The sequence below is a fragment of the Rhodophyticola sp. CCM32 genome (assembly GCF_004751985.1).
Classification (GTDB): domain Bacteria; phylum Pseudomonadota; class Alphaproteobacteria; order Rhodobacterales; family Rhodobacteraceae; genus Rhodophyticola.
Genome location: NZ_CP038492.1, coordinates 1256881 through 1278031, shown reverse-complemented (window position 1 = coordinate 1278031; position 21151 = coordinate 1256881). Strand labels below are relative to the sequence as shown.

The window sequence follows — 21151 nt, the reverse complement described above, 5'->3', positions numbered from 1 at the left end:
GTTTTACAACATCTGACCCCCGCCACCCCCTGAACAGGATCTTTCATGACCCGCACCGTTCTTGAATCCAAATCCAAAACCGTCGTGATCGGCTTTGATGAGCCGTTTTGCGTCATCGGAGAGCGGATCAACCCCACTGGCCGGAAACTGCTGGCCGCACAGCTGGAGGCAGGCGATTTCTCCACCGTCGAGAAAGACGCGCTGGAACAGGTCGCCTGCGGGGCCATGGTGCTCGATATCAATGCGGGCGTTGTCTATAACTCCAACCCCAACCCGAACGAGACCGAACCGCCTTTGATGACCAAGGTGCTGAATATCGTGCAGGGTCTGGTGGATGTGCCGCTTTGCATCGACAGTTCGGTTCCCGCCGCACTTGAGGCCGGGCTGGCCGTGGCCGAGGGCCGTCCGCTTCTGAATTCCGTCACCGGAGAGGAAGAGCGGCTGGAGGCGATCCTGCCACTGGTCAAGAAATACAATGTGCCGGTTGTGGCCATCTCGAACGACGATACCGGGATCAGCGAAGACCCCGATGTGCGGTTTTCCGTCGCCAAGAAGATTGTCGAACGCGCCGCCGATTTCGGCATTCCGGCCCATGACATCGTGGTTGACCCGCTGGTGATGCCGGTGGGTGCCATGGCCACCGCCGGGCGTCAGGTCTTCACGCTGGTCGCAAAACTGCGGGAAGAGCTGGGGGTCAACACCACCTGCGGGGCATCCAATATTTCTTTCGGGCTGCCCAACCGGCACGGTATCAATGCCGCTTTCCTGCCCATGGCGATCGGCGCCGGCATGACCAGCGCGATCATGAACCCGGTCCGCCCGGTCGAGATGGAAGCGGTGAATGCCGCGAATTTCCTTATGAATCATGACGCTAATGGCGGAAAATGGATCAGCTTTGCCCGCGTACTGGAGGCGGTGAAAGACGGCGCGGCCTTCCCTCAGGCGGCGCAGGCAGCCCAGGCCGCAGGCGGCGGTCGGGGTGGCCGGCGGGGCGGGCGCCGGCGCGGGTGAGCGCGGCGTTTCCCCCACGATGCGCAGTATTCCGCTTGCGAAACCGTGCATTGACCCATAGGCAATTTGGCGCAGACAGTTTGCCGATCACAGCGCTGGAGCCTGAATGCCCCTGCCCGAACCTGCCCTATGACCCGTCGGTCACAGGATCTGACCCCGCCGCCATGGCGTGTGGCCCTGCCCCGGCTGGCCCTGCGCTGCGCGATTGTGATTGGCGCAGCCGTTCTTCTGGTCTCGCTGTACGATCTTGCAATGACGCTCAGCGATCAACTGCCCGCAGCGGACCGTATAGCGATGCGGATTGGGCTGACCTGCGGGGTGCTGTTGCTCTATGCAATTCTGATATCGGTGCCGTTTGTCCCGGGGATCGAGATCGGCCTCTCACTTTTGGTCATGCGCGGGGCCGACATAGCGCCTGCGGTCTATCTGGCCACGGTTCTGGGCATGCTGTTTGCCTATCTTCTGGGCCGGTATCTGCCGATCACCGTCCTGCACCGGCTGTTTCTGGACCTGCATATGAAATCGGCCTGTCGCATGATCGCCGACATCGCACCGCTATCGCCCAAGGGACGTCTGGCGCTGTTGCGCGACCGTCTGCCTGCCTGGGCCGCAACCTGGCTGGTCGATTATCGCTATCTGGCCCTGGCGCTTCTGGTCAACCTGCCCGGCAATGCCCTGATCGGCGGCGGTGGCGGCCTGTCGCTTCTGGCCGGTCTCAGCCGGGTCTTCTCTGCCCTGCCCGTGGTCCTGACGCTCTGCCTGGCTGTGGCCCCCGTGCCTCTGGCCGTCTGGCTGTTCGGCAACGGCTTTCTGAGCTAAAGCAGGGTGCCACAGGTCGCCCGCATGCCTTCCATCTGATCATCCACAGGCCCCGCTGATGTCCACCGACCCGCTTGTCATTTTCACCCCTTCCGGCAAACGCGGGCATTTCCCCGTGGGCACCCCGGTTCTGACCGCCGCGCGGCAGTTGGGTGTCGATCTGGATTCGGTCTGCGGCGGGCGGGGTATCTGCTCCAAATGCCAGATCACACCCGCCTTCGGCGATTTCCCGAAACACGGGGTCACCGTGTCCGAGACCGCCCTGTCGGGCTGGAACGCGGTGGAAGAGCGGTATGACCGGCTGCGTGGCCTTGGTGAGGGCCGCCGCCTTGGCTGTCAGGCGACGGTACAGGGCGATCTGCTGGTGGATGTGCCGCCGGAAAGCCAGGTGCACCGGCAGGTGGTGCGCAAGGCCGCCTCCGCCCGGCCGATCACCATGGACCCGGCCACACGCCTGGTGCTGATCGAGGTGCAGGCGCCCGACATGCATGAACCCTCCGGTGATCTGGAACGGGTCTGCCAGGCGCTCAGCGATCAATGGGGGGTCGAGGATGTGACCGCCGGGCTGCCGGTTCTGCGCAAGCTGCAACCGGCGCTGCGCAAGGGGGAATGGCAGGTTAGCGTCGCCCTCCATACCCCTGCGAATTCAGAGAAAATCCAAATTCTGGATGTCTGGCCCGGTCTCCATGAAGGCGGGCTTTACGGGCTGGCGATTGATCTGGGCTCCACCACCATTTCCGCACATCTCTGCGATCTGGTGACCGGCGCGGTCTGCGCCTCCTCCGGGCTGATGAACCCGCAGATCCGCTTTGGCGAGGATCTGATGAGCCGGGTGTCCTATGTGATGATGAACCCCGGCGGCGATGTGGAAATGACCAATGCGGTGCGCGCGGCGATCAATGATCTGGCCCGCGAGATTGCCCAGGAGGCCGGGATTGACCCGGCGCTGATCATGGAAACCGTCTTTGTCTGCAACCCGGTGATGCATCACCTGCTGCTTGGCATCGACCCGGTGGAGCTGGGCCAGGCTCCCTTTGCGCTGGCCAGTTCCGGCAGCCTGACCCTGCCCGCCCGCGATCTGGACCTGACCGCCCTGAATGCAGAGGCACAGGTCTACCTGCTGCCCTGTATCGCGGGCCATGTGGGGGCCGATGCCGCCGCCGTGGCGTTGAGCGAGGCGCCGGATCAATCCGATGATCTGGTGCTGATCGTCGATGTGGGCACCAATGCGGAAATTCTTCTGGGCGACAAAACCCGGGTGCTGGCCTGTTCCTCCCCCACCGGGCCGGCCTTTGAGGGCGCGCAGATCAGCTCGGGTCAGCGCGCGGCGCCGGGCGCGATCGAAAGGGTGGAGATTGACCCGGACAGCAAAGAGCCCCGGTTTCGCGTGATCGGCTGCGATCTGTGGTCGGATGCGCCGGGGTTTGCCGAGGCCACCGCAGTGACCGGCGTCACCGGCATCTGTGGGTCGGGCATTATCGAGGCCGTGGCGGAGATGCGGATGGCGGGGCTTCTGGACCCTTCGGGCCTGATCGGATCGGCCGCGCAGACCGGCACGAACCGCGCCGAGCCCGAGGGCCGGACCCATGCCTATCTGATCCATGATGGCAGCGCCGATGGCGGCCCGCGGATCACCGTGACCCAGGGCGATATCCGGGCGATTCAGCTTGCGAAATCCGCCCTTTATGCGGGCGCGCGCCTGTTGATGGACAAGCTTGAGGTGGACCGGGTGGACCGGGTGCTGCTGGCCGGGGCCTTCGGTGCCCATATCAGCCCGAAACACGCGATGGTTCTGGGCATGATCCCCGATGCGCCGCTGGACAAGGTCAAAAGCGTGGGCAATGCCGCCGGTCACGGCGCGCGGATCGCGCTGTGCAACCGGGGCGCGCGGGCGCAGATCGAACAGACGGTGGGCCGGATCCACAAGGTGGAAACCGCGGTGGAGCCGAAATTTCAGGAGCATTTCGTCAACGCCAATGCGATCCCGCATGCCACCGATCCGTTCCCGGAACTGGCCCGGATCGCCCCATTGCCCAAGGTTGCCTTTGGCGCCAGCGGCGGATCAGACCGGGGCAGACGTCGCCGACGCCGCGCCTGACCCGCCGTTATGAGATTGACGCCCCTGGTGGCATTGATTATTTCAGCCCCCTGAGCGCGGGTATGGTGAAAAGGTATCACGCGAGCTTCCCAAGCTTAAGTTACGGGTTCAATTCCCGTTACCCGCTCCACTTTTTATGTGCAGTCATTGCTCCCTGCTTTGAGGTCTTTGACATGCCGATTTCTGCCGAAGAAGAGATCAAAGCCCTGCTACAGCATGCTGCCTTAGAGCGTTTTTCGGCTGACCGGATTCGGGATTCCCAAATGGTTTGAACCGTGATTCCTTGTTTGAAAACAGACAAGGGCGGTCATAATGGGCAAACCTCATCCAATGGAACTTCGACAGCGCGTTGTTGCGCATGTCGAGGCAGGTAACACGCATCACTCAGCGGCGACGCGGTTCGACGTTTCCGTCAAATTCGTCAATGACATGGTCAAGCTGAAGCGCGGGACGGGATCGCTTGCGCCGACACGCCAGGGTCATCGCGGTATCGGCAAGCTGACGCCTCACAAAGATTGGGTGCGCGCGCAGGTGGACGCCAAAGGCGAGATCACGCTTGACGAAATGGCGGCGCGTTTACAGGCAGAGCGCGGCGTGTCTGTCGCTCCTACAGCATGCTGCCTTAAACCTGAGACATCGCTTATCACAAATGTCCCGGGAACGCGAAGCGTGGCAGGGTATTTGTGATTCAAGTTTAAGGCAGGGTGCTTTATGGCCTGGCTCTGAGTCCCCCTTTTGCGCCCATCCCGTGACGGTGAACCTTGACGATGGTTGCGTCGATCATCGCGTATTCCATGTCAGGTTCGTCACTCAGAGCGCCGAATATTCGTTTGAATACATCGGCTTGAACCCACCGCCGAAAACGCCTGAAGGTGCTGTTCCAGTTGCCAAACTCCGGTGGCAGGTCACGCCACGGTGCGTCCGTGCGTACGATCCAAAGCACCGCTTCCAAGAACAACCGCGTATCAACTCCCGTGCGCCCTGGTGCGGCCAAACCGCCGGGGCACAGGGGCTCAATCGCACGCCATTGGCGATCCGTAAGAACAAATCTGCTCGGGTCCATTCAAACCTCCTCTTTTGGAAGGTTGAATCAGAACTTAAGCCCTTTGTGAATCCTGAATGTCCACAGACCCTAAAGCGTTTCGGATTTAACTGAGACATATTGGAGTTGGAGTTCCCCCGGTTTCGTGGACGGTTATGGGCTTAAAGACTCTAGTCCTTCGGCGGCGGTCATTTCGTAGTTGATGGGTGACTTGTAGCCTAAAGCCGAGTGGCGGCGCGAGGGGTTATACCAGCCTTCGATGAACTCGAAGCAGGCAACGCGGGCTTCAGCCTTTGTTTTGAACTTCCGGCGATCGAGCAATTCACATTCGAGCGTGGCAAAGAAGCTCTCGCACATTGCGTTGTCGTAACAATCACCGACCGATCCCATCGACGGTCGCACGCCCATCTCTTTGCAGCGCAGACCGAACGCGACCGATGTGTATTGCGATCCCTGGTTGCTATGATGAGTGACACTGTCAGGCTTGCGCTGCGTCACAGCCATGTTCATCGCATCGATGACGAGCTGTGCCTTCTGGTCGTTGCCCATGGCCCAGCCAATGATCCGCCGACTGAAGGCATCCAAGACCACAGCCAGATACAGAAAGCCTGCCCAGGTTGGCACATAGGTGATGTCGGCAATCCACAAGACGTTCGGTGCATCCGCGTAGAAGTTGCGGTCGACCAGATCAATTGCGGGCCGGGCACGCGGATCGCGCTCTGTCGTGACCACGAACTTGCGACGACTGACACCCCTCAAGCCCTTGGCTTTCAACAATCGCTCAATGCGTTTGCGACCCACATGGACGCCTTCATCTGCCAGTTCAGCGTGAATGCGTGGCGCACCATAGGTTTGCTTCGATGCCTCATGGATGTTGGCGATCCGGTCAGTTAGCGCGTCATCGGAACCTGTCGGGCACAGGGCGGGCGGCGGTGATGGGCATAGAAACCGCTGCAGGAGACACCCAAGGCGCGCGACATCAACTGGACAGAATATTCGGCTTGGTTCGCGGTCATGAATTTGAAGACCTCCGCGATTTCACGTCGTTTTGTGCAAACCAAGCCGCGGCCTTTGACAGAATATCCCGCTCTTGCCGAAGCTGTTTCACTTCTCGGCGAAGCCGCCGCAACTCTTCCAGTTCGGCGCTGGTCGGACGATCATCACGACCTCCATCGTCGGCACCGGCCTGGTTGACCCAGTCATGGATTGTGGCGGCGCAGGACTCATATTCCCGGGCAAGACTTCAACGCTTCGACCAGCTCGCGCCAGCGCAACCAATTGCTCCCTGAATTTCGTAGGGTACGGGTTCCTCGTTCACGGCATCAAAAACACTCTCCTTCATCAGCGAAAAAGTGTCCATCAAACCGGGGGAACTCCAATCTGACCCACAGGCGTGTCCTTGCCTTCCTAGGGCGTAGACCTATAAATGGCGATGTGCTTCAAGATGTGAAATCTGGGAGGTTTCATGTCGTCGAATTTCCGGCTCACCGAAGAACAGTTCAATAAAATCAGTCCTTTGCTGCCAAACAAGCCCCGAGGCGTGCCACGGGTGGATGATCGTCGTGTCTTGTCCGGGATCATTTTCTGTATCCAGCGAGGCTATCGCTGGTCCGATGTGCCGCCCGAATATGGCCCGGCAAAGACGCTCTACAACCGCTGGAAACGTTGGTCCGAGGCAGGCGTTTTCGAACGTGTCTTTGACGCGCTGGCGCGCGAGACGGCCGACCTGTCGACACTCATGATCGATGCGAGCCATGTCAAAACGCATCGGATCGCAGCGAACGGTGTCAAAAAAACAGCCCGGGCGGACGGAGCATCGGCAAGACCAAAGGCGGGCTGAATTCGAAGCTGCATCTGGTTTGCGACGGTGGCGGTTGCCCGGTTCACTTGGGGCTGACTGCGGGAAATCGGGCCGATATTTCCCAAGCACGCCAGTGCCTTGAACCCTATGTCGCCAAAGGCTGCACCGTCATCGCGGACCGTGGCTATGACGCCAATCACCTGCGTGACTGGCTGACCAAGGCAGAGGCAACAGCCTGCATCCCGCCCCGCAAAAACCGCAAGGTGCAGTTTGAATATGACGCAGATCTCTACAAAACCCGCAATATCGTAGAGCGCATGTTCAATCGCCTGAAAGACTGGCGACAACTCAGCCTGCGCACATTCCGATGCCCCAACACCTTCCTCGCGGCCGCCCACATCGCCGCTACAGTGATTTGGTTCTTATGAGTCTACGCCCTAGTAGCCCAGATGCGCAGTCAACTCGGCGCCCAGCATCCGCTCCATGAGTTGATCTTCAGTCCTTTCATTAGCCCGGCATCGCCGAGTAAATCTTCAGGGTGCTCAACGCCCTGCAGAAGTTCGTCCAGCAGTTCTTTCGAGATAGTCATCCATGCGTCCTTTTCGTGAAGCATGGAACGGATCACTCATACACAAAAGATCGGACACTCTCGCCAGGAAACCCGGATCGACTGGCACTACATCGCGCCCGGAAAGCCGATGCAGAATACATTCGTAGAAAGCTTCGACGGCAGCTTCAGAGATGAACTTTTGAACGACACCCATCCCTCGGCAATCTCACGCCGCAGGAATTTGCGATGAAATCGAGACTGGAAACCAAGGCCGCATGAGGCCAGAAATCAACCGACGGATTCTCCCCAAGGTTGGAGGGAAGTCGGGTCTCAGGTCACAGGTTACTTCCCAGGGTCATTTCATCCAAATTAGCTCCCTTATTTCCGATAAAGCATTCCTAATCCTCATGGCGGAAGTATCGTAGGCATAGGAATCTTCGAATAATGAGAGAGCGTTAACTATCAAGCGCCTTCTAAGCTCATGATCTTTGTGCAATATCTCAATTTTGTGACCATAAATCGATATGTCATCCTCTACTACGAGGTGTTGTCCGTTGTTGACCAATAGGCCTTCGCAACCCTTCGTAGTTGTAATTACTGGAACACCATATTTGAATGACTCCAAAATTTTCAAACGAGTCCCCCCACCCTCTGTTAAAGGCGCACACATACATGACGCCTTCTCAAAGAACGGTTGCATGCTCGGAACATCCGATTTGATTTCGACACCATCTAAATCCCCTAATTCGCGAAGCAAATATTGAGGCGCTCGCTTTCCGACGATCGTGAGTGTCGCATGCGGACATCGCTTTCTCAAATTCGGGAAAATTTGTCGGCAGAGCTGCCGAACTGCAAGAATATTTGGTTGGTAGTCAAGGGATCCCGGGTATAAGATAGAGATATCAGTTCTTTTGGCGATCTTCCGAGAGACTGTGCTCAATACCCTTTCCCTCTCTAACTCAGTAAGCGGTTCGAGGCAATTTTCTACTACCCAAGTTTTATTATTTGATTTTCTTCTTAGCATATCGTTCTTGCTACAAACAAAGCCAAAATAGTCTCTTATTCGGTACTCGACGAAAATCATATACAAGTATGCTCGTAGAGCACTAATTAATTCAATGATCTGATGCTTTGGAATAGAGAAAAGCACTTCCTTTTCGACTGCGCTTTGGTGATTATGGTAGTCTATTACAACGATGGAGTGCTTGCTAGCTAAGAGTGCATATTTCCAAAGCACTTGATCCTCTATCACACAGAAATCGAATTCTCGCGTTCGGAGCAGCTTCCTAAAATGTCTCGCACGAGTCAGTGACCACAGAGACAGCGACCAATGTGGTGAGAAATATCTATTCCAAAAATTAGAAAACGCTACTAGTGCTCTATTTTCCGAATCTGCGATTTCTATCCAATCATCAAAATCGTAATTGTGAGGAATCACTTCCGGCCCCAATTTCGGGTTCAAAAAGCAAACAGTTACGTCGGAAAAACTATGACACGCCAGTATGTTTTGCCAGTCTCGCATAGTTCCACCTGACATTGTGGGATACGGCTCAGTGATACATAGGAATAGAATTTTCATTTTATTGCATCCTTGATTTTTAGGCGGTGAACCGCGCCGGGTTTTCCGGAGGCTGATGTGTCTTAGTTACGCGGCCATGTCTGATCTTTCCAGAGCTGCGTAGAAGTTCGCTTCGGCTTCAGCTGACGGGATGTTCCCGATAGGCTCGAGCAGGCGTCTGTTGTTGAACCAATCGACCCATTCGAGGGTGTCATATTCGACGGCATCGAAGTCGCGCCATGGGCCACGTCGGTGAATGACTTCTGCCTTGAACAACCCATTGATCGTTTCGGCCAGGCCCCAACGTGCCCCGGTAGCGAGCGAAAGCTTCAAGCGCAACGCCGCCGCGCGCCCACTTAACCCTTCTTCAATCAACTTCTGAAACCGCGCCCGCAGCGCGTCCGGCAAAGGTGCTGACATGATCCATCCTCCCAAACAGGATGAAGCACATCTTACCTCTCAAGGGACTCCCTCGCGATTCAGGTCTTAGGTCGCACGCCCTAGGGCGTAGACCTATAAATGGCGATGTGCTTCAAGATGTGAAATCTGGGAGGTTTCATGTCGTCGAATTTCTGGCTCACCGAAGAACAGTTCAATAAAATCAGTCCTTTGCTGCCAAACAAGCCCCGAGGCGTGCCACGGGTGGATGATCGTCGTGTCTTGTCCGGGATCATTTTCTGTATCCAGCGAGGCTATCGCTGGTCCGATGTGCCGCCCGAATATGGCCCGGCAAAGACGCTCTACAACCGCTGGAAACGTTGGTCCGAGGCAGGCGTTTTCGAACGTGTCTTTGACGCGCTGGCGCGCGAGACGGCCGACCTGTCGACACTCATGATCGATGCGAGCCATGTCAAAACGCATCGGATCGCAGCGAACGGTGTCAAAAAAACAGCCCGGGCGGACGGAGCATCGGCAAGACCAAAGGCGGGCTGAATTCGAAGCTGCATCTGGTTTGCGACGGTGGCGGTTGCCCGGTTCACTTGGGGCTGACTGCGGGAAATCGGGCCGATATTTCCCAAGCACGCCAGTGCCTTGAACCCTATGTCGCCAAAGGCTGCACCGTCATCGCGGACCGTGGCTATGACGCCAATCACCTGCGTGACTGGCTGACCAAGGCAGAGGCAACAGCCTGCATCCCGCCCCGCAAAAACCGCAAGGTGCAGTTTGAATATGACGCAGATCTCTACAAAACCCGCAATATCGTAGAGCGCATGTTCAATCGCCTGAAAGACTGGCGACAACTCAGCCTGCGCACATTCCGATGCCCCAACACCTTCCTCGCGGCCGCCCACATCGCCGCTACAGTGATTTGGTTCTTATGAGTCTACGCCCTAGAGAATAGTCGTGCGGGAAGAGAGCTGGTGTTTGAACGGCGACGCGCGCGGCATGCTCAACCTCAGAAGCCAAAATCTGGTCGACAAGAAGAGCTAACGCAACAGACCCGTTCTCAGTAGCGACGGTTGGCTGTTGGGCGGTATATGGGCGAATTACCCTTGTAAGATGCTAGATTCTGATGTCTCATAAGACGTAGGAGATCGAGAAAGATGAATCGTGATTAAATCAAAGCTAATTGGATTTGCCGCATGGTTGTTGGAAAAGACCTTTCCGCATACCGAGCTAGCGCTGCGGTTAGAACTTAAAGTTGAGGGTGCGGATTGGGCTGTCCGCCCACCGGATTTTCCAATCAATAACACGACATTAAGAAGCAGATCCGAAGTTGAAGATGCAACAAACATTCTGATTCAAAATGGTTTCTACGTTATTGATGATATTCCAAAAAACTGGGATGCGTTAATTGCCTTGTCTAGTGTTTTGGAGAACACTTCCGCTGGCGACTTCATTCTTGACGCCGGAGCCCCTTTGTATTCTTCTATACTTCCATGGTTGTTTCTATCAGGCTATACAAACCTAATCGGAATCGATTTGATTTTTGATAAGGAAGTGAACCGGGGTCCCATAAGATACCTACGAAGAGATCTGACAAGTACCGAGTTTCCAGATTGCTTCTTTTCTGCGGTCACCTGTATGAGCGTAATTGAACGTGGGGTGGACCTGAAGAAGTATTTCCTAGAGATGTTCAGGATACTAAAGCCAGGAGGTGTGCTGGTTACGTCGACCGATTATTGGGAAACCGGTGTTGACACACAGGGAAAAATTGCTTTCGGGGAGCCTGTGGTTGTGTTTGACAGGCGCGGTATCGAGATCATGTTGGAGATTGCTACGGAGTGTGGATTCGAAAGCACGGGAGAAATTAACTTTGACTGCGGCGAGAAAGTGGTTCACTGGGACCTGGTAGAATTGGATTATACTTTTATTGTCTTCACGCTGCGCCGACCGAGTTGAAGATGTGTCCGTCATCAGAGTTTTTGGAACCAAGAGCGGCGATACTTCTAGATGCGTTCTCGCGGATTGTCGGGGCTGAAAGCCCGTTTATGTTGGCATGCGTAAATTCGACAACGATGACTTCACTCAGGAGATCTTATGCCTGGCAAGTCTCACGGGTCTATATGGTTGAACACTCAGGTTTCTGGCTTCGAGAACTCCACATCCAGGCGTGCGCAAATAGCGTGGAGGCCAATCAAGTGGGCCTCTTGTACGAAGGCCGTGCGCCGGGAGGGAGCGCAAAAAGTGACATCGCAATGACCGACAAAGCTCGTGCCTTGTTCACCCGTAAATCCAAGACGCGTGATGCCCATTTCCTGCGCCCGTTCAAGGGCGTTGAGTACATTTGCGGAAGTTCCAGACGTAGACATTGCGAGTAGGATGTCACCTGCCTTACCAATCGCACTAAGCGACCGTGAAAACACCTGTTCAAAAGCGTAATCGTTGGACATAGCAGTGAGCACAACGCCATCCGTGCCCAGCGTATGGGCACGAAAACTGGGCCGATCAAGCTCAAAGCGCACAGAGAGTTCCGCCGCAAAATGCTGTGCCATCGCGTATGAACCGCCGTTCCCGCAAAGGAACACCGTATTGTCAGTACGGATCGCATTAGCAATTCGCTGGCTCATCTCGTTTAGAACCGGCGCGACTGTCTCGACCGCTCGCAGAGCCGCGATGCTCTCGCTCAGGTAGGAATCGATGTATTGGTCGGCTTGTACGAATTTATCCATCATCTGACTTTGCCGAAACCTGCGCTATCGCTTGCCGGACTGAACGCATGAGATCGTCACCGGGAGTGTATAGATGGCCAGTGATGCCCGCGGCAGTTACCGCACGAATGTCGCTCCTTTTGTCGCCTATCAGAAAGGAGCGCGACCGAGTCTTTGGATCGGCGGGGAGATGTTTGAGAATCATACCTGGGTTGGGTTTGCGATCTGGGTGGTTGTGCCGTCGGTAGCGTAGCACCGGAGCTTCAGCCATGTAAGGGCAGTATTCGATAACATCTATGAAAGCCCCAGTTTGCGCTGCCTCTTTCACCATCTCGTGGTTAAACCGCTCGACTTCTGCTTCGCTTGAGTACCCGCGCGCAACTGCGGATTGATTGGTGACTACTACGCTGCGCCAACCTGCCGCCCGCAAATGCCGGAGCGCTTCGAAAGCACCAGGCATCCAGGCGAGCCGACTTAGATCGAAGTGGTAGCACTGATCTTCGATGAGAGTGCCGTCTCTGTCGAAAAATGCGATCGGCTTTGGCACCGTTGGAATCCCCATGCTATGTTGCATTGCAACTCAAGACAATAGACCGATACGACTAGAAAATTAAGGCGAGAATGGAGGCCCCGTTGGCACGACCCTACGACAAACCTATTGCCGTGATTGGTGACGTGATGCTCGACCGATACTTACGCGGACGCGTCAACCTGCTTTCGCCGGAGGCACCGGTGCCAGTGCTAAACGTGGCAAACCAAGAGCAAGTGCCCGGTGGCGCTGCGAACGTTGCGATGAACTGCCGGGCGTTGGCGCCGGAAGTGCTGCTTTTCGGGCTAGTCGGAGACGACGACGCTGCAACGGCGCTGACAAACGCACTACGCAATGCCGACGTATCAGTCCATTTCCTTAAAACCGCTTCGCCCACAATCGTAAAAACCCGGATTATCGACAGTGATCGTCACCTGCTTCGTGTCGACCTAGAGAAGCACTTCCCCGCTGAAGACGCAACAGGGCTAGCCAAAGCGGCGATCGGCTCCTTTGATAAGTTTGGGGCCGTGCTGCTCTCGGACTACGCTAAGGGCACGCTGAACGATCCACAGGTCTACATTGGTTCTGCTCGGAGGAGTGGACTGCGAATCTGCATTGATCCGAAGCAAACACCTTTCGGCTGCTACCGAGGAGCACACGTATTGACCCCGAATGCGCTGGAGTTTCAAGCTGCGACAGGCGTCGCGGTGACCAGGTCCGACTTTCCGGCCACGGCTACCGCGCTCTGCGCAGAATTGCAGCTCGACGCCCTATTGGTGACCGCTGGCGCTGCGGGAATGTACTTTTTTGAGCCACAAAAGCCTATGCAACACTACGCCGCTGTACCGGTCTCGCCAGTCGATGTGACTGGGGCAGGCGACGTAGTCATCGCTGTGTTTGTTGAAGGGTTGCAGAGAGAACTTAGCTACGAAGATGCCGTGTGCCGCGCTAATAGGGCTGCTGCTCATTCCGTTACGATACCCGGCACAGCGGTTGTGACCAGAGCGATGGCAGATGAGTGATCTGTCATCACAATGCAGGATATTGCGCAGCGTTATTGAGGCGCGCGCGGCGGGGGAGCGCATCGTATTTACAAATGGTTGCTTCGATCTCCTGCACCCCGGCCACATCCGGGGCCTTCAACAGGCCAGATCTTTCGGTGACCGCCTCATCGTGGGCCTGAACTCCGACGCCTCCGTTGCTCGCCTGAAAGGCCCCAGCCGACCGATCCTGCCATTTGTGGCACGGGCCGAGATGCTGCAAGCGCTTTCCTGTGTCGACTGGGTCGTGGGTTTCGGTTTGCAAGAGGACGACTCGCCCGCAGAACTGATCGCATATCTAAACCCCGATGTTCTGGCCAAGGGAGGCGATTATACACTGGATCAAATCGTTGGCGCCGACACCGTGCTAGCGCGTGGTGGGCGCATCGAGCTTTTGGATTTTCACGCCGGCTGGTCGAGTTCAGGCCTTGTTGCCAAAATCCGGCGTGACAAGAAATGAACCGCCCTTTGTTTGCCGGAGACCCAGAAGTAAGGATACTGGGTCATGGGGAAGACGAAGTACGGAATACGTTATCCAGAGGAATTGCGCGCCAGAGCTTTGCGGATGGTCTCGGATCACGAGAGCGAATATGCGAACAGATCAGCAGAAATCTTGTCGATCTCTCATAAGGTTGGATGCAGCAGGGACAGCTTGCGCATCTGGGTTAAGCAGCATGAGACGGATAACCTCGCAGGTTTCCTTTCCGAACACGGCGAGACGCAGCTCGACTTCGCCAAAATCAACATTGAGGGAGCCGAATACGGCTTGCTCCTCGAAGCTCCATTATAGTTACTAAAGAGAGTTAAGTGCCTGCCGGTGGAAATCCACCCGTGCGAGGTTAACCTACGAAACGCTCTGCTCGAGCACCTTGATGCTGCGGGGCACGAGGTTCAGGTGACGTGGGACAGAGAGACACCCGGCAAGGGGTGGCTGCTGGCGAGGAAAGGTTCTTGAAACTTCGCTAGGAGATCACAAGCCGTTTCGCCTCGTACATCGCAATGGTTGCGGCGACCGCCGCATTAAGTGACTCCACGCCATTACGCCCACCAGGAATCTTCACCAGTTCCTTGCAATGGTCACGTGTCTTTCGTCTTAGACCCTCGCCCTCCGCTCCGATTACAAACGCTAACTTTTGATGATCTTCGACCTGAGCCAGAGTACGTTCGCCACGCTCATCAAGGCCCAGAACGGTGAACCCGATATCGGCAAGACCATCCATTGCGGAGGCAAGGTTGGTTACACAGTACAATTCGATCATTTCGGCTCCACCTACAGCAAACCGAACAACCTCTGCCGTAGGTGTTGCGGCGCGGTGCTTCATGTAGACAATTGCATCGAAACGGAAGAACGCGGCAGAGCGGATGATTGTTGCCAAATTCTGCGGGTTCGAGACTTGATCCAAAAGCAAAACTGCCTTGGATTTGCTAAGCCGTTTTAGATCCGGCTCGCCGTAAATTCGACGTGGTTTGGTAAAGCAGAAGATGCCCTGATGCTTTTCGTCTTGGGCGAATTTTCCAGCCTTCTCGATCTCAGGCCAAGGCACCAAAAAGATGGGGATATTGCGCCGGTGGGCGAGTTCAATGACCTCGCTATGGTAGTCCTCCTTGCCAGCTATATAGATTTTTAGAATGTCGTTTGGACGCGCGATCAACGCGGCGCGCACAGAGTGCTTGCCGTAGACCTTCTCGTTTCCACCTTTGCCATCAGACGGCGGCGCGTGCTGCGGTTTCGAGCGCGATTTTCGGCGTGGCTTTAGATGATTGCTCATCGGGGAGGCTTTCTTTATTGGTGCTGGGAAGCGCAGCCCGCTGAGGAAAGGGAATGGTGTTTCCTCTCCCCAAGGCTGAATAAAACAAATTATTGCAGAGTTCGCGCAATAGCAAGGGCAGCAAAGACATGAAGATCAACGGAAACCAAGTGCGCAAGGGAACACTTTTGCTCATCGAAGGTGGGTTATGGAGGGTGACGAAGGCGGAGGCAACAAAGACCGGCAAAAGCGGTGCATACAATCAAGTCGAGATGAAAAACATTGTGACCGGCACCAAGAAGAACAACCGCTTCCGTGCCTCAGAGACGGTCGAACGCGCGCGCCTCGAAGAACGCCCATGCACCTACCTCTTCAACGATGGCAGCGATTTCGTGGTAATGGATAGTGAGACCTACGAGCAACTGTCGCTGAATGAAAGCATCATAGGTGATGACGCGATCTTTCTGTCCGACGGGCTGCAAATCTCCGTCGAGATGCATGAAGGCGCGCCTTTGGGTATCACTCTACCACAGCAGGTTCAACTTACCGTCTCCGAGACTGAGCCGGTAGTGAAGGGGCAGACCGCAAGCGGCTCGTTCAAGCCCGCGACCCTGTCAAACGGCGTCCGTATTACAGTTCCGCAATTCGTTAACGAAGGTGACGAAGTGATCGTCGACACCGCAGAACGGGCTTATGTGAAGCGCGCGGATTAGGTATCCTTCATCGCATAGTCAAACAAAAGACCATTGCGTTGTGGAGCAAATGCCAACGCGCGAAGAGAGACTGTTTAGAGCGCGGGTGCACTAAGAAGGCTGCGCAGCTGGCGGCAGCTAAGGTTTGGAACAAATGGGCCAGAGAAGCTCGAAGAAATGAGCGGCAACTCTGTCAAACTAAAGGTCCGCAAGAGGCCCAAGATAGCAATAGAGGTGCAGAAACCACTGTCGATTTCTCAGAAGTCCTTTTTAACCAAGCTGAGGAAGACAGGGTGGCAGCGGTCGAAGGTCCGCCGTTGCGCCACGAGACTGTCGTCGAATCCTCCGGGTCGGCTATCGATTTTCGCTGGTTCATATTTCCTGGTAGAACACGTTTCTAACGCAACTATTTCCAAAGCTGGGTCTGGTTTGGTGCGAATGTATTCAACGGCGACCTAAAGCGTGTTGCAGTCATGCCGATTCAGGGTTCCCAGATTGGTTGTGATGTGATTCCTTGTGTGTGAGGCAGATATGGGGTCACAGATGGGCAAGCCACATCCGATAGAGTTACGCGAACGTGTTGTTGCGTTTGTGGATGAAGGACACGGTCACCGTGAAGCGGCACGACACTTTCGTGTGTCACCCCGGTTTGTGAACGACTTGATCAAACTGCGGCGCGAAACCGGGTCGCTGGCACCACGTCCGCAAGGCAACGGTGGCGGTCACGGCAAACTGGCGAGCGTAGCTGACTGGATCGAAGCCCGCGTGGCCGGGAAAGGAGAGATCACGCTCGATGAACTGGTCTCGGAGTTGGCCGAGACGCATGGTATCGACGTGCATCGCGGCCACATCAGGCCTTGAACATGAGGCCACCCGTGCCAGAAACTCTAATCAGAAATGACCCAAAGATTGGGGGCTAGACAATAGCCCTTCATGGCCAACTATCTGGACAGGCTGGCTTTCATCGACGAGACTTCGGTCAAGACCAACATGGCCAAGACAACCGGATGGGCTCCTTATGGCCAGCGCTTGGTCGATCACGCACCCTTCGGCCATTGGCGCACCCAGACCTTCATTGGTGCACTGCGCCATGATCGGTTGGACGCCCCATGGGTCATCGACGGGGCCATGAACAGCGAGATGTTCACCCTCTACACCGAAACCCAACTGGTGCCGACCCTGCGCGAGGGTGACGTTGTCATTCTTGATAACCTCTCCAGCCACAAGGCACCTGCCGCCGCTGAAGCTCTGCACAGCATCGGCGCATGGTTCCTGTTCCTGCCGCCATGTATGGTTGGCTCCTGCATGGCAAGGGTTTTGTAAGCTTCTGGCATCTGGTCGGCTGCGGCCATGTATTCGGCGTCGTTCTGCAGCAAATGTGCTGCGCGCCATGATGAATGTCCGCGTCGGCTGAAGGCTCCCACTCAATCGAACGCGCTCGGCGGCGCTTCGGATTCATCGGGGTGTTCCTGTTCGCCGTTTCCGTCATTTCGCCATCACCTCACGTTGGCCTTACCATTCTTTGAGACCCTTCTCAGCCGGGTACTTCTCCGACCTGCGGTCTATAGCTCGTTCCGTCACGCAAAAGCGCAAAGATGGTTCTTGCCATGCGCCTCGCCAAGGCGATCGCAACGACCCTTGTCTCCTTTGTCGCCAGCTTTCGCGACAGCCAGTCGGTGCCCATGTGGCGACTTCTGCGCCGGACCATGATCTGCGCCATGGCCCCAAGGTAAAGCAGGCGCCGGATATAACGGTTGCCCATCTTCGAGATGCCACCGCTTCGGGGCTTCCCGCCGGTCGAGTGCTGCTTCGGCGTCAGGCCGAGCCAGGCAGCATAGTCCCGCGCCGAGCCGAAATTGCTGACATCCGGTGTCGTTGCGGCAATCGCGGTTGCGGTCAGCACGCCGACGCCTGGGATCGATGCCAGACGGCGGCTCACTTCGTTGTGCCGGTGAACCTCCTTGATCTCGTCGGTCAGCTGCTCGATTCGCGATTGCGTCTCTGCCAGTTGATCGAACAACACCCGGAGCGGAAGGCGCGCGGCCTCGGGCAAGGCGTCCAACTCCTCTGCCAGGCTCGCGACGCGCTTTGATCCCTTCGCCGTAACGATACCAAACTCAGCCATGTGAGCGCGGATCGCGTTGCCGGTTTGCGTGACCTGACCGACGAGAAAATCCCGCGCCCGGTGCAGGACAAGCGCCGCGGAGTCCGCCTCGCTCTTCACGGGAACAAACCGCATCGAAGGCCGGGTGACCGCTTCGCAGATTGCCTCCGCATCGGCCGCATCTGTCTTGTTCCGCTTGACGTAGGGCTTCACATAGGACGGCGGCATCAGTCGGACCGCGTGGCCCATCTCTTGTCGTTGTCGTCCCCAGTGATGGGATCCCGAACACGCCTCGATGCCGATCAGGCATGCTGGGCGCTCTTCGAAGAACGTGAGAAACTGACCTCTCCGCAGCTGACGCCGAACCACAACATTCCCGTCGCAATCAACGCCATGGATCTGTATGACATTCTTGGCGAGGTCGACGCCGACTGTGCTAACTTCATTCATGGATGGCTCCTCAAGTTGGGACAATGACACCCCATCATGGCGCATCGCGACGCCGGGAGCAGGAGCCATCCACACCATCAATTGAGATGGCGTTCTCGAAACTCAAAGCACACCTACGCAGGATCGGCGCTCGAACCTTCACTGACACGTTCCACGCTCTCACAGAAATCTGTGACCTCTACACGCCAGACGAATGCTGGAACTACTTTAAGGCTGCCGGATATGTCTCAAGTTAAAAGTCGGATGCTTTAGGGTCAGGCCCCCTTAAATCCATACCGTCAGCGCCGATTTCACGACATATCAGTGGTTTGCGGCGCGCCGGCCATAGGTGTTCTACGGTCAAGCGGCGCACGCCGCTGAGATGATGTGAAATCGGCGCCCTTCGGGTTTGGCGGATGTCCCGCGTGAGCATCGTTGCAGGCCTTTGAAATAGAACCACTAAAGCGAAATCGTTTTATTCTGCACCATCGCTCATCAAAATTCGCGTTTGAGATCAGCGCTTGCTGATCGAAAGGCAGCGAATTTTGATTCAGATTAAACGATTTCTGCTCTATTCCGGCAGCCCTGCGCCTCGTCACGCGAAAAAATCTGCCAAACTGATGGCATGGATTTAAGGGGGCCTGACCCTAGGGCGTAGACCTATAAATGGCGATGTGCTTCAAGATGTGAAATCTGGGAGGTTTCATGTCGTCGAATTTCCGGCTCACCGAAGAACAGTTCAATAAAATCAGTCCTTTGCTGCCAAACAAGCCCCGAGGCGTGCCACGGGTGGATGATCGTCGTGTCTTGTCCGGGATCATTTTCTGTATCCAGCGAGGCTATCGCTGGTCCGATGTGCCGCCCGAATATGGCCCGGCAAAGACGCTCTACAACCGCTGGAAACGTTGGTCCGAGGCAGGCGTTTTCGAACGTGTCTTTGACGCGCTGGCGCGCGAGACGGCCGACCTGTCGACACTCATGATCGATGCGAGCCATGTCAAAACGCATCGGATCGCAGCGAACGGTGTCAAAAAAACAGCCCGGGCGGACGGAGCATCGGCAAGACCAAAGGCGGGCTGAATTCGAAGCTGCATCTGGTTTGCGACGGTGGCGGTTGCCCGGTTCACTTGGGGCTGACTGCGGGAAATCGGGCCGATATTTCCCAAGCACGCCAGTGCCTTGAACCCTATGTCGCCAAAGGCTGCACCGTCATCGCGGACCGTGGCTATGACGCCAATCACCTGCGTGACTGGCTGACCAAGGCAGAGGCAACAGCCTGCATCCCGCCCCGCAAAAACCGCAAGGTGCAGTTTGAATATGACGCAGATCTCTACAAAACCCGCAATATCGTAGAGCGCATGTTCAATCGCCTGAAAGACTGGCGACAACTCAGCCTGCGCACATTCCGATGCCCCAACACCTTCCTCGCGGCCGCCCACATCGCCGCTACAGTGATTTGGTTCTTATGAGTCTACGCCCTAGTCACCTGTATCTAAAGTTCGCGGCATAAGGTTTGCTGAGTTTGCTGGCAGAACCGTTTGACGGATGCGAGGATTTCGTCTGCGGATTTGACCCACTTGTACGGCGTTGGGTTCTCGTTGTGGGCCTCGATGAATGCCACAATGTCGGCCTCCAACTCTACGGTTGATCGGTGCACGCCCCGCTGTAGCTGCTTGCGGGTCAATTCGGCGAACCAGCGGTCCACCTGGTTGATCCATGACGCTGACGTAGGCGTGAAGTGGACGTGCCAATGCGGGCGGCGCGCCAGCCAAGCCTTGACCCTCGGCGTCTTGTGGGTGGCATAATTGTCCATGACGATATGCACGTCGGGGCCTGCGGGCACGTGCCGGTCGATCTTTTTGAGAAAGTCCGGAAACTCTGTTGCACGATGCCGTTTGTAGCACTTTCCGATCACGGCACCGGTGGCAATATCCAGAGCGGCAAAGAGCGAGGTCGTACCGTGGCGGATGTAAGTGTGAGTTCTCCGCTCAGCCACGCCGGGCGCCATGGGCAGGACCGGCTGTTCCCGATCCAGCGCTTGAATCTGGGATTTCTCGTCTACGCACAACACGATAGCCCGGTTCGGCGGCGACAGGTACAACCCGACAATATCCTGCACCTTGTCCACGAACAGCGGATCGGTTGAGAGTTTGAAAGTCTCGCTGCGGTGTGGCTGTAGCCCGAATGCGTTCCAAATCCGCCGAATTGTTGTGTGAGACAGCCCCGTCGCGGCAGCCATTGAGCGGATCGACCAGTGGGTTGCGTCCTTTGGCATGGTGTTCAGCGTGCGCTCGATCACCTCGGCCACCTGTTCATCCGACACCGTGCGCGGGCGACCGGGGCGGTATTCGTCGGTGAGGCCTTCGATCCGATCCTGTGCAAAACGCCTGCGCCATTTGCCCACCGTGTGCTCGTGCACGCCAAGCTGTGCAGCCACTTCCTTGCTGGGCAGCCCCTCGGCGCACAACAGGATCATCCGACAGCGATCCGACAAAGACCGGGGCGTCTTGTGCTGCCGAACCTGACCTTCGAGAAAGCGGCGCTCTTCATCGCTCAGCACCACCGCATCCGCAACCCGTCCAACCATCGCATCACCTCCTGAAGCTCAGTTCAAACAATGATACGAATTACAGTTCCA

General features: G+C 56.5%; 20 protein-coding genes, 1 tRNA gene and 6 pseudogenes. 17 read left to right on the top strand and 10 right to left on the bottom strand.

The features are described from left to right. Positions 1-45: 45 nt before the first annotated feature. The 5 genes from E2K80_RS06260 (at position 46) to E2K80_RS06240 (ending at position 4615) form a co-directional block, all read left to right on the top strand. Positions 46-1011, top strand: coding sequence for a methyltetrahydrofolate cobalamin methyltransferase (locus tag E2K80_RS06260; protein ID WP_135373770.1), 966 nt, complete (start codon positions 46-48; stop codon positions 1009-1011). Between the two features lie 129 nt (positions 1012-1140). Then, complete coding sequence (locus tag E2K80_RS06255) at positions 1141-1830, top strand: hypothetical protein (protein WP_135373768.1); 690 nt, start codon at positions 1141-1143, stop codon at positions 1828-1830. Between the two features lie 58 nt (positions 1831-1888). After that, entirely contained in the window at positions 1889-3928 is a 2040-nt protein-coding gene (locus E2K80_RS06250) for an ASKHA domain-containing protein (protein WP_135373766.1), read from the top strand. Positions 3929-3984: 56 nt separating this feature from the next. Next, a tRNA-Gly gene (locus E2K80_RS06245) sits at positions 3985-4058 on the top strand. 200 nt (positions 4059-4258) lie between these two features. After that, positions 4259-4615, top strand: a complete 357-nt coding sequence (locus E2K80_RS06240) for a transposase (protein ID WP_135373764.1) — start codon at positions 4259-4261, stop codon at positions 4613-4615. Positions 4616-4643: 28 nt separating this feature from the next. On the opposite strand, the pseudogene E2K80_RS06235 reads toward E2K80_RS06240, so the two are convergent. Continuing rightward, positions 4644-4991, bottom strand: a pseudogene (locus E2K80_RS06235) (IS5 family transposase); the annotation flags it as partial. A 132-nt stretch (positions 4992-5123) separates the two neighbouring features. Then, a pseudogene (locus tag E2K80_RS06230) lies at positions 5124-6248 on the bottom strand (IS3 family transposase). Between the two features lie 187 nt (positions 6249-6435). Here E2K80_RS06230 and E2K80_RS06225 point away from each other — a divergent pair. Next, a protein-coding gene (locus E2K80_RS06225) for an IS5 family transposase (RefSeq protein ID WP_135372318.1) occupies positions 6436-7199 on the top strand; the annotation gives its coding sequence in 2 pieces (ribosomal slippage) (positions 6436-6774 and positions 6777-7199; 762 coding nt in all). A gap of 12 nt (positions 7200-7211) precedes the next feature. Here the strand turns inward: E2K80_RS06225 and E2K80_RS19765 are convergent. Beyond that, a pseudogene (locus E2K80_RS19765) lies at positions 7212-7360 on the bottom strand (IS256 family transposase); the annotation flags it as partial. A gap of 73 nt (positions 7361-7433) precedes the next feature. Between E2K80_RS19765 and E2K80_RS06215 the strand changes: the two are divergent. Beyond that, positions 7434-7559: pseudogene (locus E2K80_RS06215) on the top strand (integrase core domain-containing protein); the annotation flags it as partial. Positions 7560-7676: 117 nt separating this feature from the next. Here E2K80_RS06215 and E2K80_RS06210 read toward each other — a convergent pair. Next, complete coding sequence (locus tag E2K80_RS06210; RefSeq protein WP_135373760.1) at positions 7677-8900, bottom strand: glycosyltransferase; 1224 nt, start codon at positions 8898-8900, stop codon at positions 7677-7679. 66 nt (positions 8901-8966) lie between these two features. After that, positions 8967-9176 (bottom strand): annotated as a pseudogene (locus E2K80_RS19270) (IS3 family transposase); the annotation flags it as partial. 261 nt (positions 9177-9437) lie between these two features. On the opposite strand from E2K80_RS19270, the gene E2K80_RS06200 reads away from it, so the two are divergent. Together E2K80_RS06200 and E2K80_RS06195 are read left to right on the top strand one after the other, a co-directional pair. Continuing rightward, positions 9438-10201, top strand: a protein-coding gene (locus E2K80_RS06200; RefSeq protein WP_135372041.1) for an IS5 family transposase whose coding sequence is annotated in 2 segments (ribosomal slippage) — positions 9438-9776 and positions 9779-10201 — 762 coding nt in all. Because the reading frame shifts where the segments join, the coding sequence is not laid out codon by codon here. A 229-nt stretch (positions 10202-10430) separates the two neighbouring features. After that, entirely contained in the window at positions 10431-11222 is a 792-nt protein-coding gene (locus E2K80_RS06195) for a methyltransferase domain-containing protein (protein ID WP_168193119.1), read from the top strand. A gap of 176 nt (positions 11223-11398) precedes the next feature. Here E2K80_RS06195 and E2K80_RS06190 read toward each other — a convergent pair whose 3' ends face one another. Next, the gene (locus E2K80_RS06190; protein ID WP_135373755.1) at positions 11399-11995 is read right to left on the bottom strand and encodes a D-sedoheptulose-7-phosphate isomerase; all 597 of its coding nucleotides are present in this window, start codon (positions 11993-11995) and stop codon (positions 11399-11401) included. Next, the gene (locus E2K80_RS06185) at positions 11985-12533 is read right to left on the bottom strand and encodes a D-glycero-alpha-D-manno-heptose-1,7-bisphosphate 7-phosphatase (protein ID WP_135373753.1); all 549 of its coding nucleotides are present in this window, start codon (positions 12531-12533) and stop codon (positions 11985-11987) included. Before E2K80_RS06185 ends, E2K80_RS06190 begins: the two co-directional genes overlap by 11 nt. Before the next feature lie 71 nt (positions 12534-12604). Here E2K80_RS06185 and E2K80_RS06180 point away from each other — a divergent pair, with 71 nt between their 5' ends. From E2K80_RS06180 to E2K80_RS06170, 3 genes are read left to right on the top strand one after another with little or no spacing between them, the layout of a single operon-like run. Further along, on the top strand, positions 12605-13522 hold the full coding sequence (locus E2K80_RS06180) for a bifunctional heptose 7-phosphate kinase/heptose 1-phosphate adenyltransferase (RefSeq protein WP_168193118.1): 918 nt from the start codon (positions 12605-12607) through the stop codon (positions 13520-13522). Continuing rightward, positions 13515-14000 (top strand): D-glycero-beta-D-manno-heptose 1-phosphate adenylyltransferase, encoded by a 486-nt coding sequence (rfaE2, locus tag E2K80_RS06175; protein WP_135373749.1) that lies wholly within the window; start codon positions 13515-13517, stop codon positions 13998-14000. The genes E2K80_RS06180 and rfaE2 overlap by 8 nt, the downstream gene beginning before the upstream one ends. Positions 14001-14045: 45 nt before the next feature. Beyond that, positions 14046-14330, top strand: coding sequence for a hypothetical protein (locus tag E2K80_RS06170; protein WP_135373747.1), 285 nt, complete (start codon positions 14046-14048; stop codon positions 14328-14330). Positions 14331-14502: 172 nt separating this feature from the next. Here the strand turns inward: E2K80_RS06170 and rlmB are convergent, their stop codons facing one another. Then, entirely contained in the window at positions 14503-15309 is an 807-nt protein-coding gene (gene rlmB / locus E2K80_RS06165) for a 23S rRNA (guanosine(2251)-2'-O)-methyltransferase RlmB (protein WP_135373745.1), read from the bottom strand. Between the two features lie 128 nt (positions 15310-15437). On the opposite strand from rlmB, the gene efp reads away from it, so the two are divergent. The 3 genes from efp (at position 15438) to E2K80_RS06150 (ending at position 17303) form a co-directional block, all read left to right on the top strand. After that, the gene (gene efp, locus E2K80_RS06160; RefSeq protein WP_135373743.1) at positions 15438-16001 is read left to right on the top strand and encodes an elongation factor P; all 564 of its coding nucleotides are present in this window, start codon (positions 15438-15440) and stop codon (positions 15999-16001) included. Between the two features lie 522 nt (positions 16002-16523). Further along, on the top strand, positions 16524-16841 hold the full coding sequence (locus E2K80_RS06155) for a helix-turn-helix domain-containing protein (protein WP_135373741.1): 318 nt from the start codon (positions 16524-16526) through the stop codon (positions 16839-16841). 72 nt (positions 16842-16913) lie between these two features. Beyond that, positions 16914-17303 (top strand): transposase, encoded by a 390-nt coding sequence (locus E2K80_RS06150; protein WP_135373738.1) that lies wholly within the window; start codon positions 16914-16916, stop codon positions 17301-17303. A gap of 211 nt (positions 17304-17514) precedes the next feature. Here E2K80_RS06150 and E2K80_RS06145 read toward each other — a convergent pair whose 3' ends face one another. Continuing rightward, the gene (locus E2K80_RS06145; protein ID WP_135373736.1) at positions 17515-18534 is read right to left on the bottom strand and encodes an IS110 family transposase; all 1020 of its coding nucleotides are present in this window, start codon (positions 18532-18534) and stop codon (positions 17515-17517) included. Positions 18535-18599: 65 nt separating this feature from the next. On the opposite strand from E2K80_RS06145, the pseudogene E2K80_RS19480 reads away from it, so the two are divergent. Together E2K80_RS19480 and E2K80_RS06135 are read left to right on the top strand one after the other, a co-directional pair. Then, positions 18600-18770 (top strand): annotated as a pseudogene (locus E2K80_RS19480) (IS630-like element ISSpo6 family transposase); the annotation flags it as partial. A gap of 448 nt (positions 18771-19218) precedes the next feature. Continuing rightward, a protein-coding gene (locus E2K80_RS06135; protein ID WP_135372318.1) for an IS5 family transposase occupies positions 19219-19982 on the top strand; the annotation gives its coding sequence in 2 pieces (ribosomal slippage) (positions 19219-19557 and positions 19560-19982; 762 coding nt in all). Positions 19983-20005: 23 nt separating this feature from the next. On the opposite strand, the gene E2K80_RS06130 is transcribed toward E2K80_RS06135, so the two are convergent. Then, positions 20006-21100: an IS630 family transposase gene (locus tag E2K80_RS06130; RefSeq protein WP_135372316.1), complete on the bottom strand. Its 1095-nt coding sequence runs from the start codon at positions 21098-21100 to the stop codon at positions 20006-20008. Positions 21101-21151: the final 51 nt, after the last annotated feature.

What these genes read in the sequence shown, in the direction of transcription:
- E2K80_RS06150 (WP_135373738.1), top strand. Translation starts at nt 16,914, where the DNA reads ATGGCCAACTATCTGGACAGGCTGGCTTTCATCGACGAGACTTCGGTC.
- E2K80_RS06145 (WP_135373736.1), bottom strand. Translation starts at nt 18,534, where the DNA reads ATGAATGAAGTTAGCACAGTCGGCGTCGACCTCGCCAAGAATGTCATA.
- E2K80_RS06240 (WP_135373764.1), top strand. Translation starts at nt 4,259, where the DNA reads ATGGAACTTCGACAGCGCGTTGTTGCGCATGTCGAGGCAGGTAACACG.
- efp (WP_135373743.1), top strand. Translation starts at nt 15,438, where the DNA reads ATGAAGATCAACGGAAACCAAGTGCGCAAGGGAACACTTTTGCTCATC.
- E2K80_RS06190 (WP_135373755.1), bottom strand. Translation starts at nt 11,995, where the DNA reads ATGATGGATAAATTCGTACAAGCCGACCAATACATCGATTCCTACCTG.
- E2K80_RS06185 (WP_135373753.1), bottom strand. Translation starts at nt 12,533, where the DNA reads ATGGGGATTCCAACGGTGCCAAAGCCGATCGCATTTTTCGACAGAGAC.
- E2K80_RS06130 (WP_135372316.1), bottom strand. Translation starts at nt 21,100, where the DNA reads ATGGTTGGACGGGTTGCGGATGCGGTGGTGCTGAGCGATGAAGAGCGC.
- E2K80_RS06155 (WP_135373741.1), top strand. Translation starts at nt 16,524, where the DNA reads ATGGGCAAGCCACATCCGATAGAGTTACGCGAACGTGTTGTTGCGTTT.
- rlmB (WP_135373745.1), bottom strand. Translation starts at nt 15,309, where the DNA reads ATGAGCAATCATCTAAAGCCACGCCGAAAATCGCGCTCGAAACCGCAG.
- E2K80_RS06255 (WP_135373768.1), top strand. Translation starts at nt 1,141, where the DNA reads ATGACCCGTCGGTCACAGGATCTGACCCCGCCGCCATGGCGTGTGGCC.
- E2K80_RS06210 (WP_135373760.1), bottom strand. Translation starts at nt 8,900, where the DNA reads ATGAAAATTCTATTCCTATGTATCACTGAGCCGTATCCCACAATGTCA.
- E2K80_RS06170 (WP_135373747.1), top strand. Translation starts at nt 14,046, where the DNA reads ATGGGGAAGACGAAGTACGGAATACGTTATCCAGAGGAATTGCGCGCC.
- E2K80_RS06260 (WP_135373770.1), top strand. Translation starts at nt 46, where the DNA reads ATGACCCGCACCGTTCTTGAATCCAAATCCAAAACCGTCGTGATCGGC.
- rfaE2 (WP_135373749.1), top strand. Translation starts at nt 13,515, where the DNA reads ATGAGTGATCTGTCATCACAATGCAGGATATTGCGCAGCGTTATTGAG.
- E2K80_RS06250 (WP_135373766.1), top strand. Translation starts at nt 1,889, where the DNA reads ATGTCCACCGACCCGCTTGTCATTTTCACCCCTTCCGGCAAACGCGGG.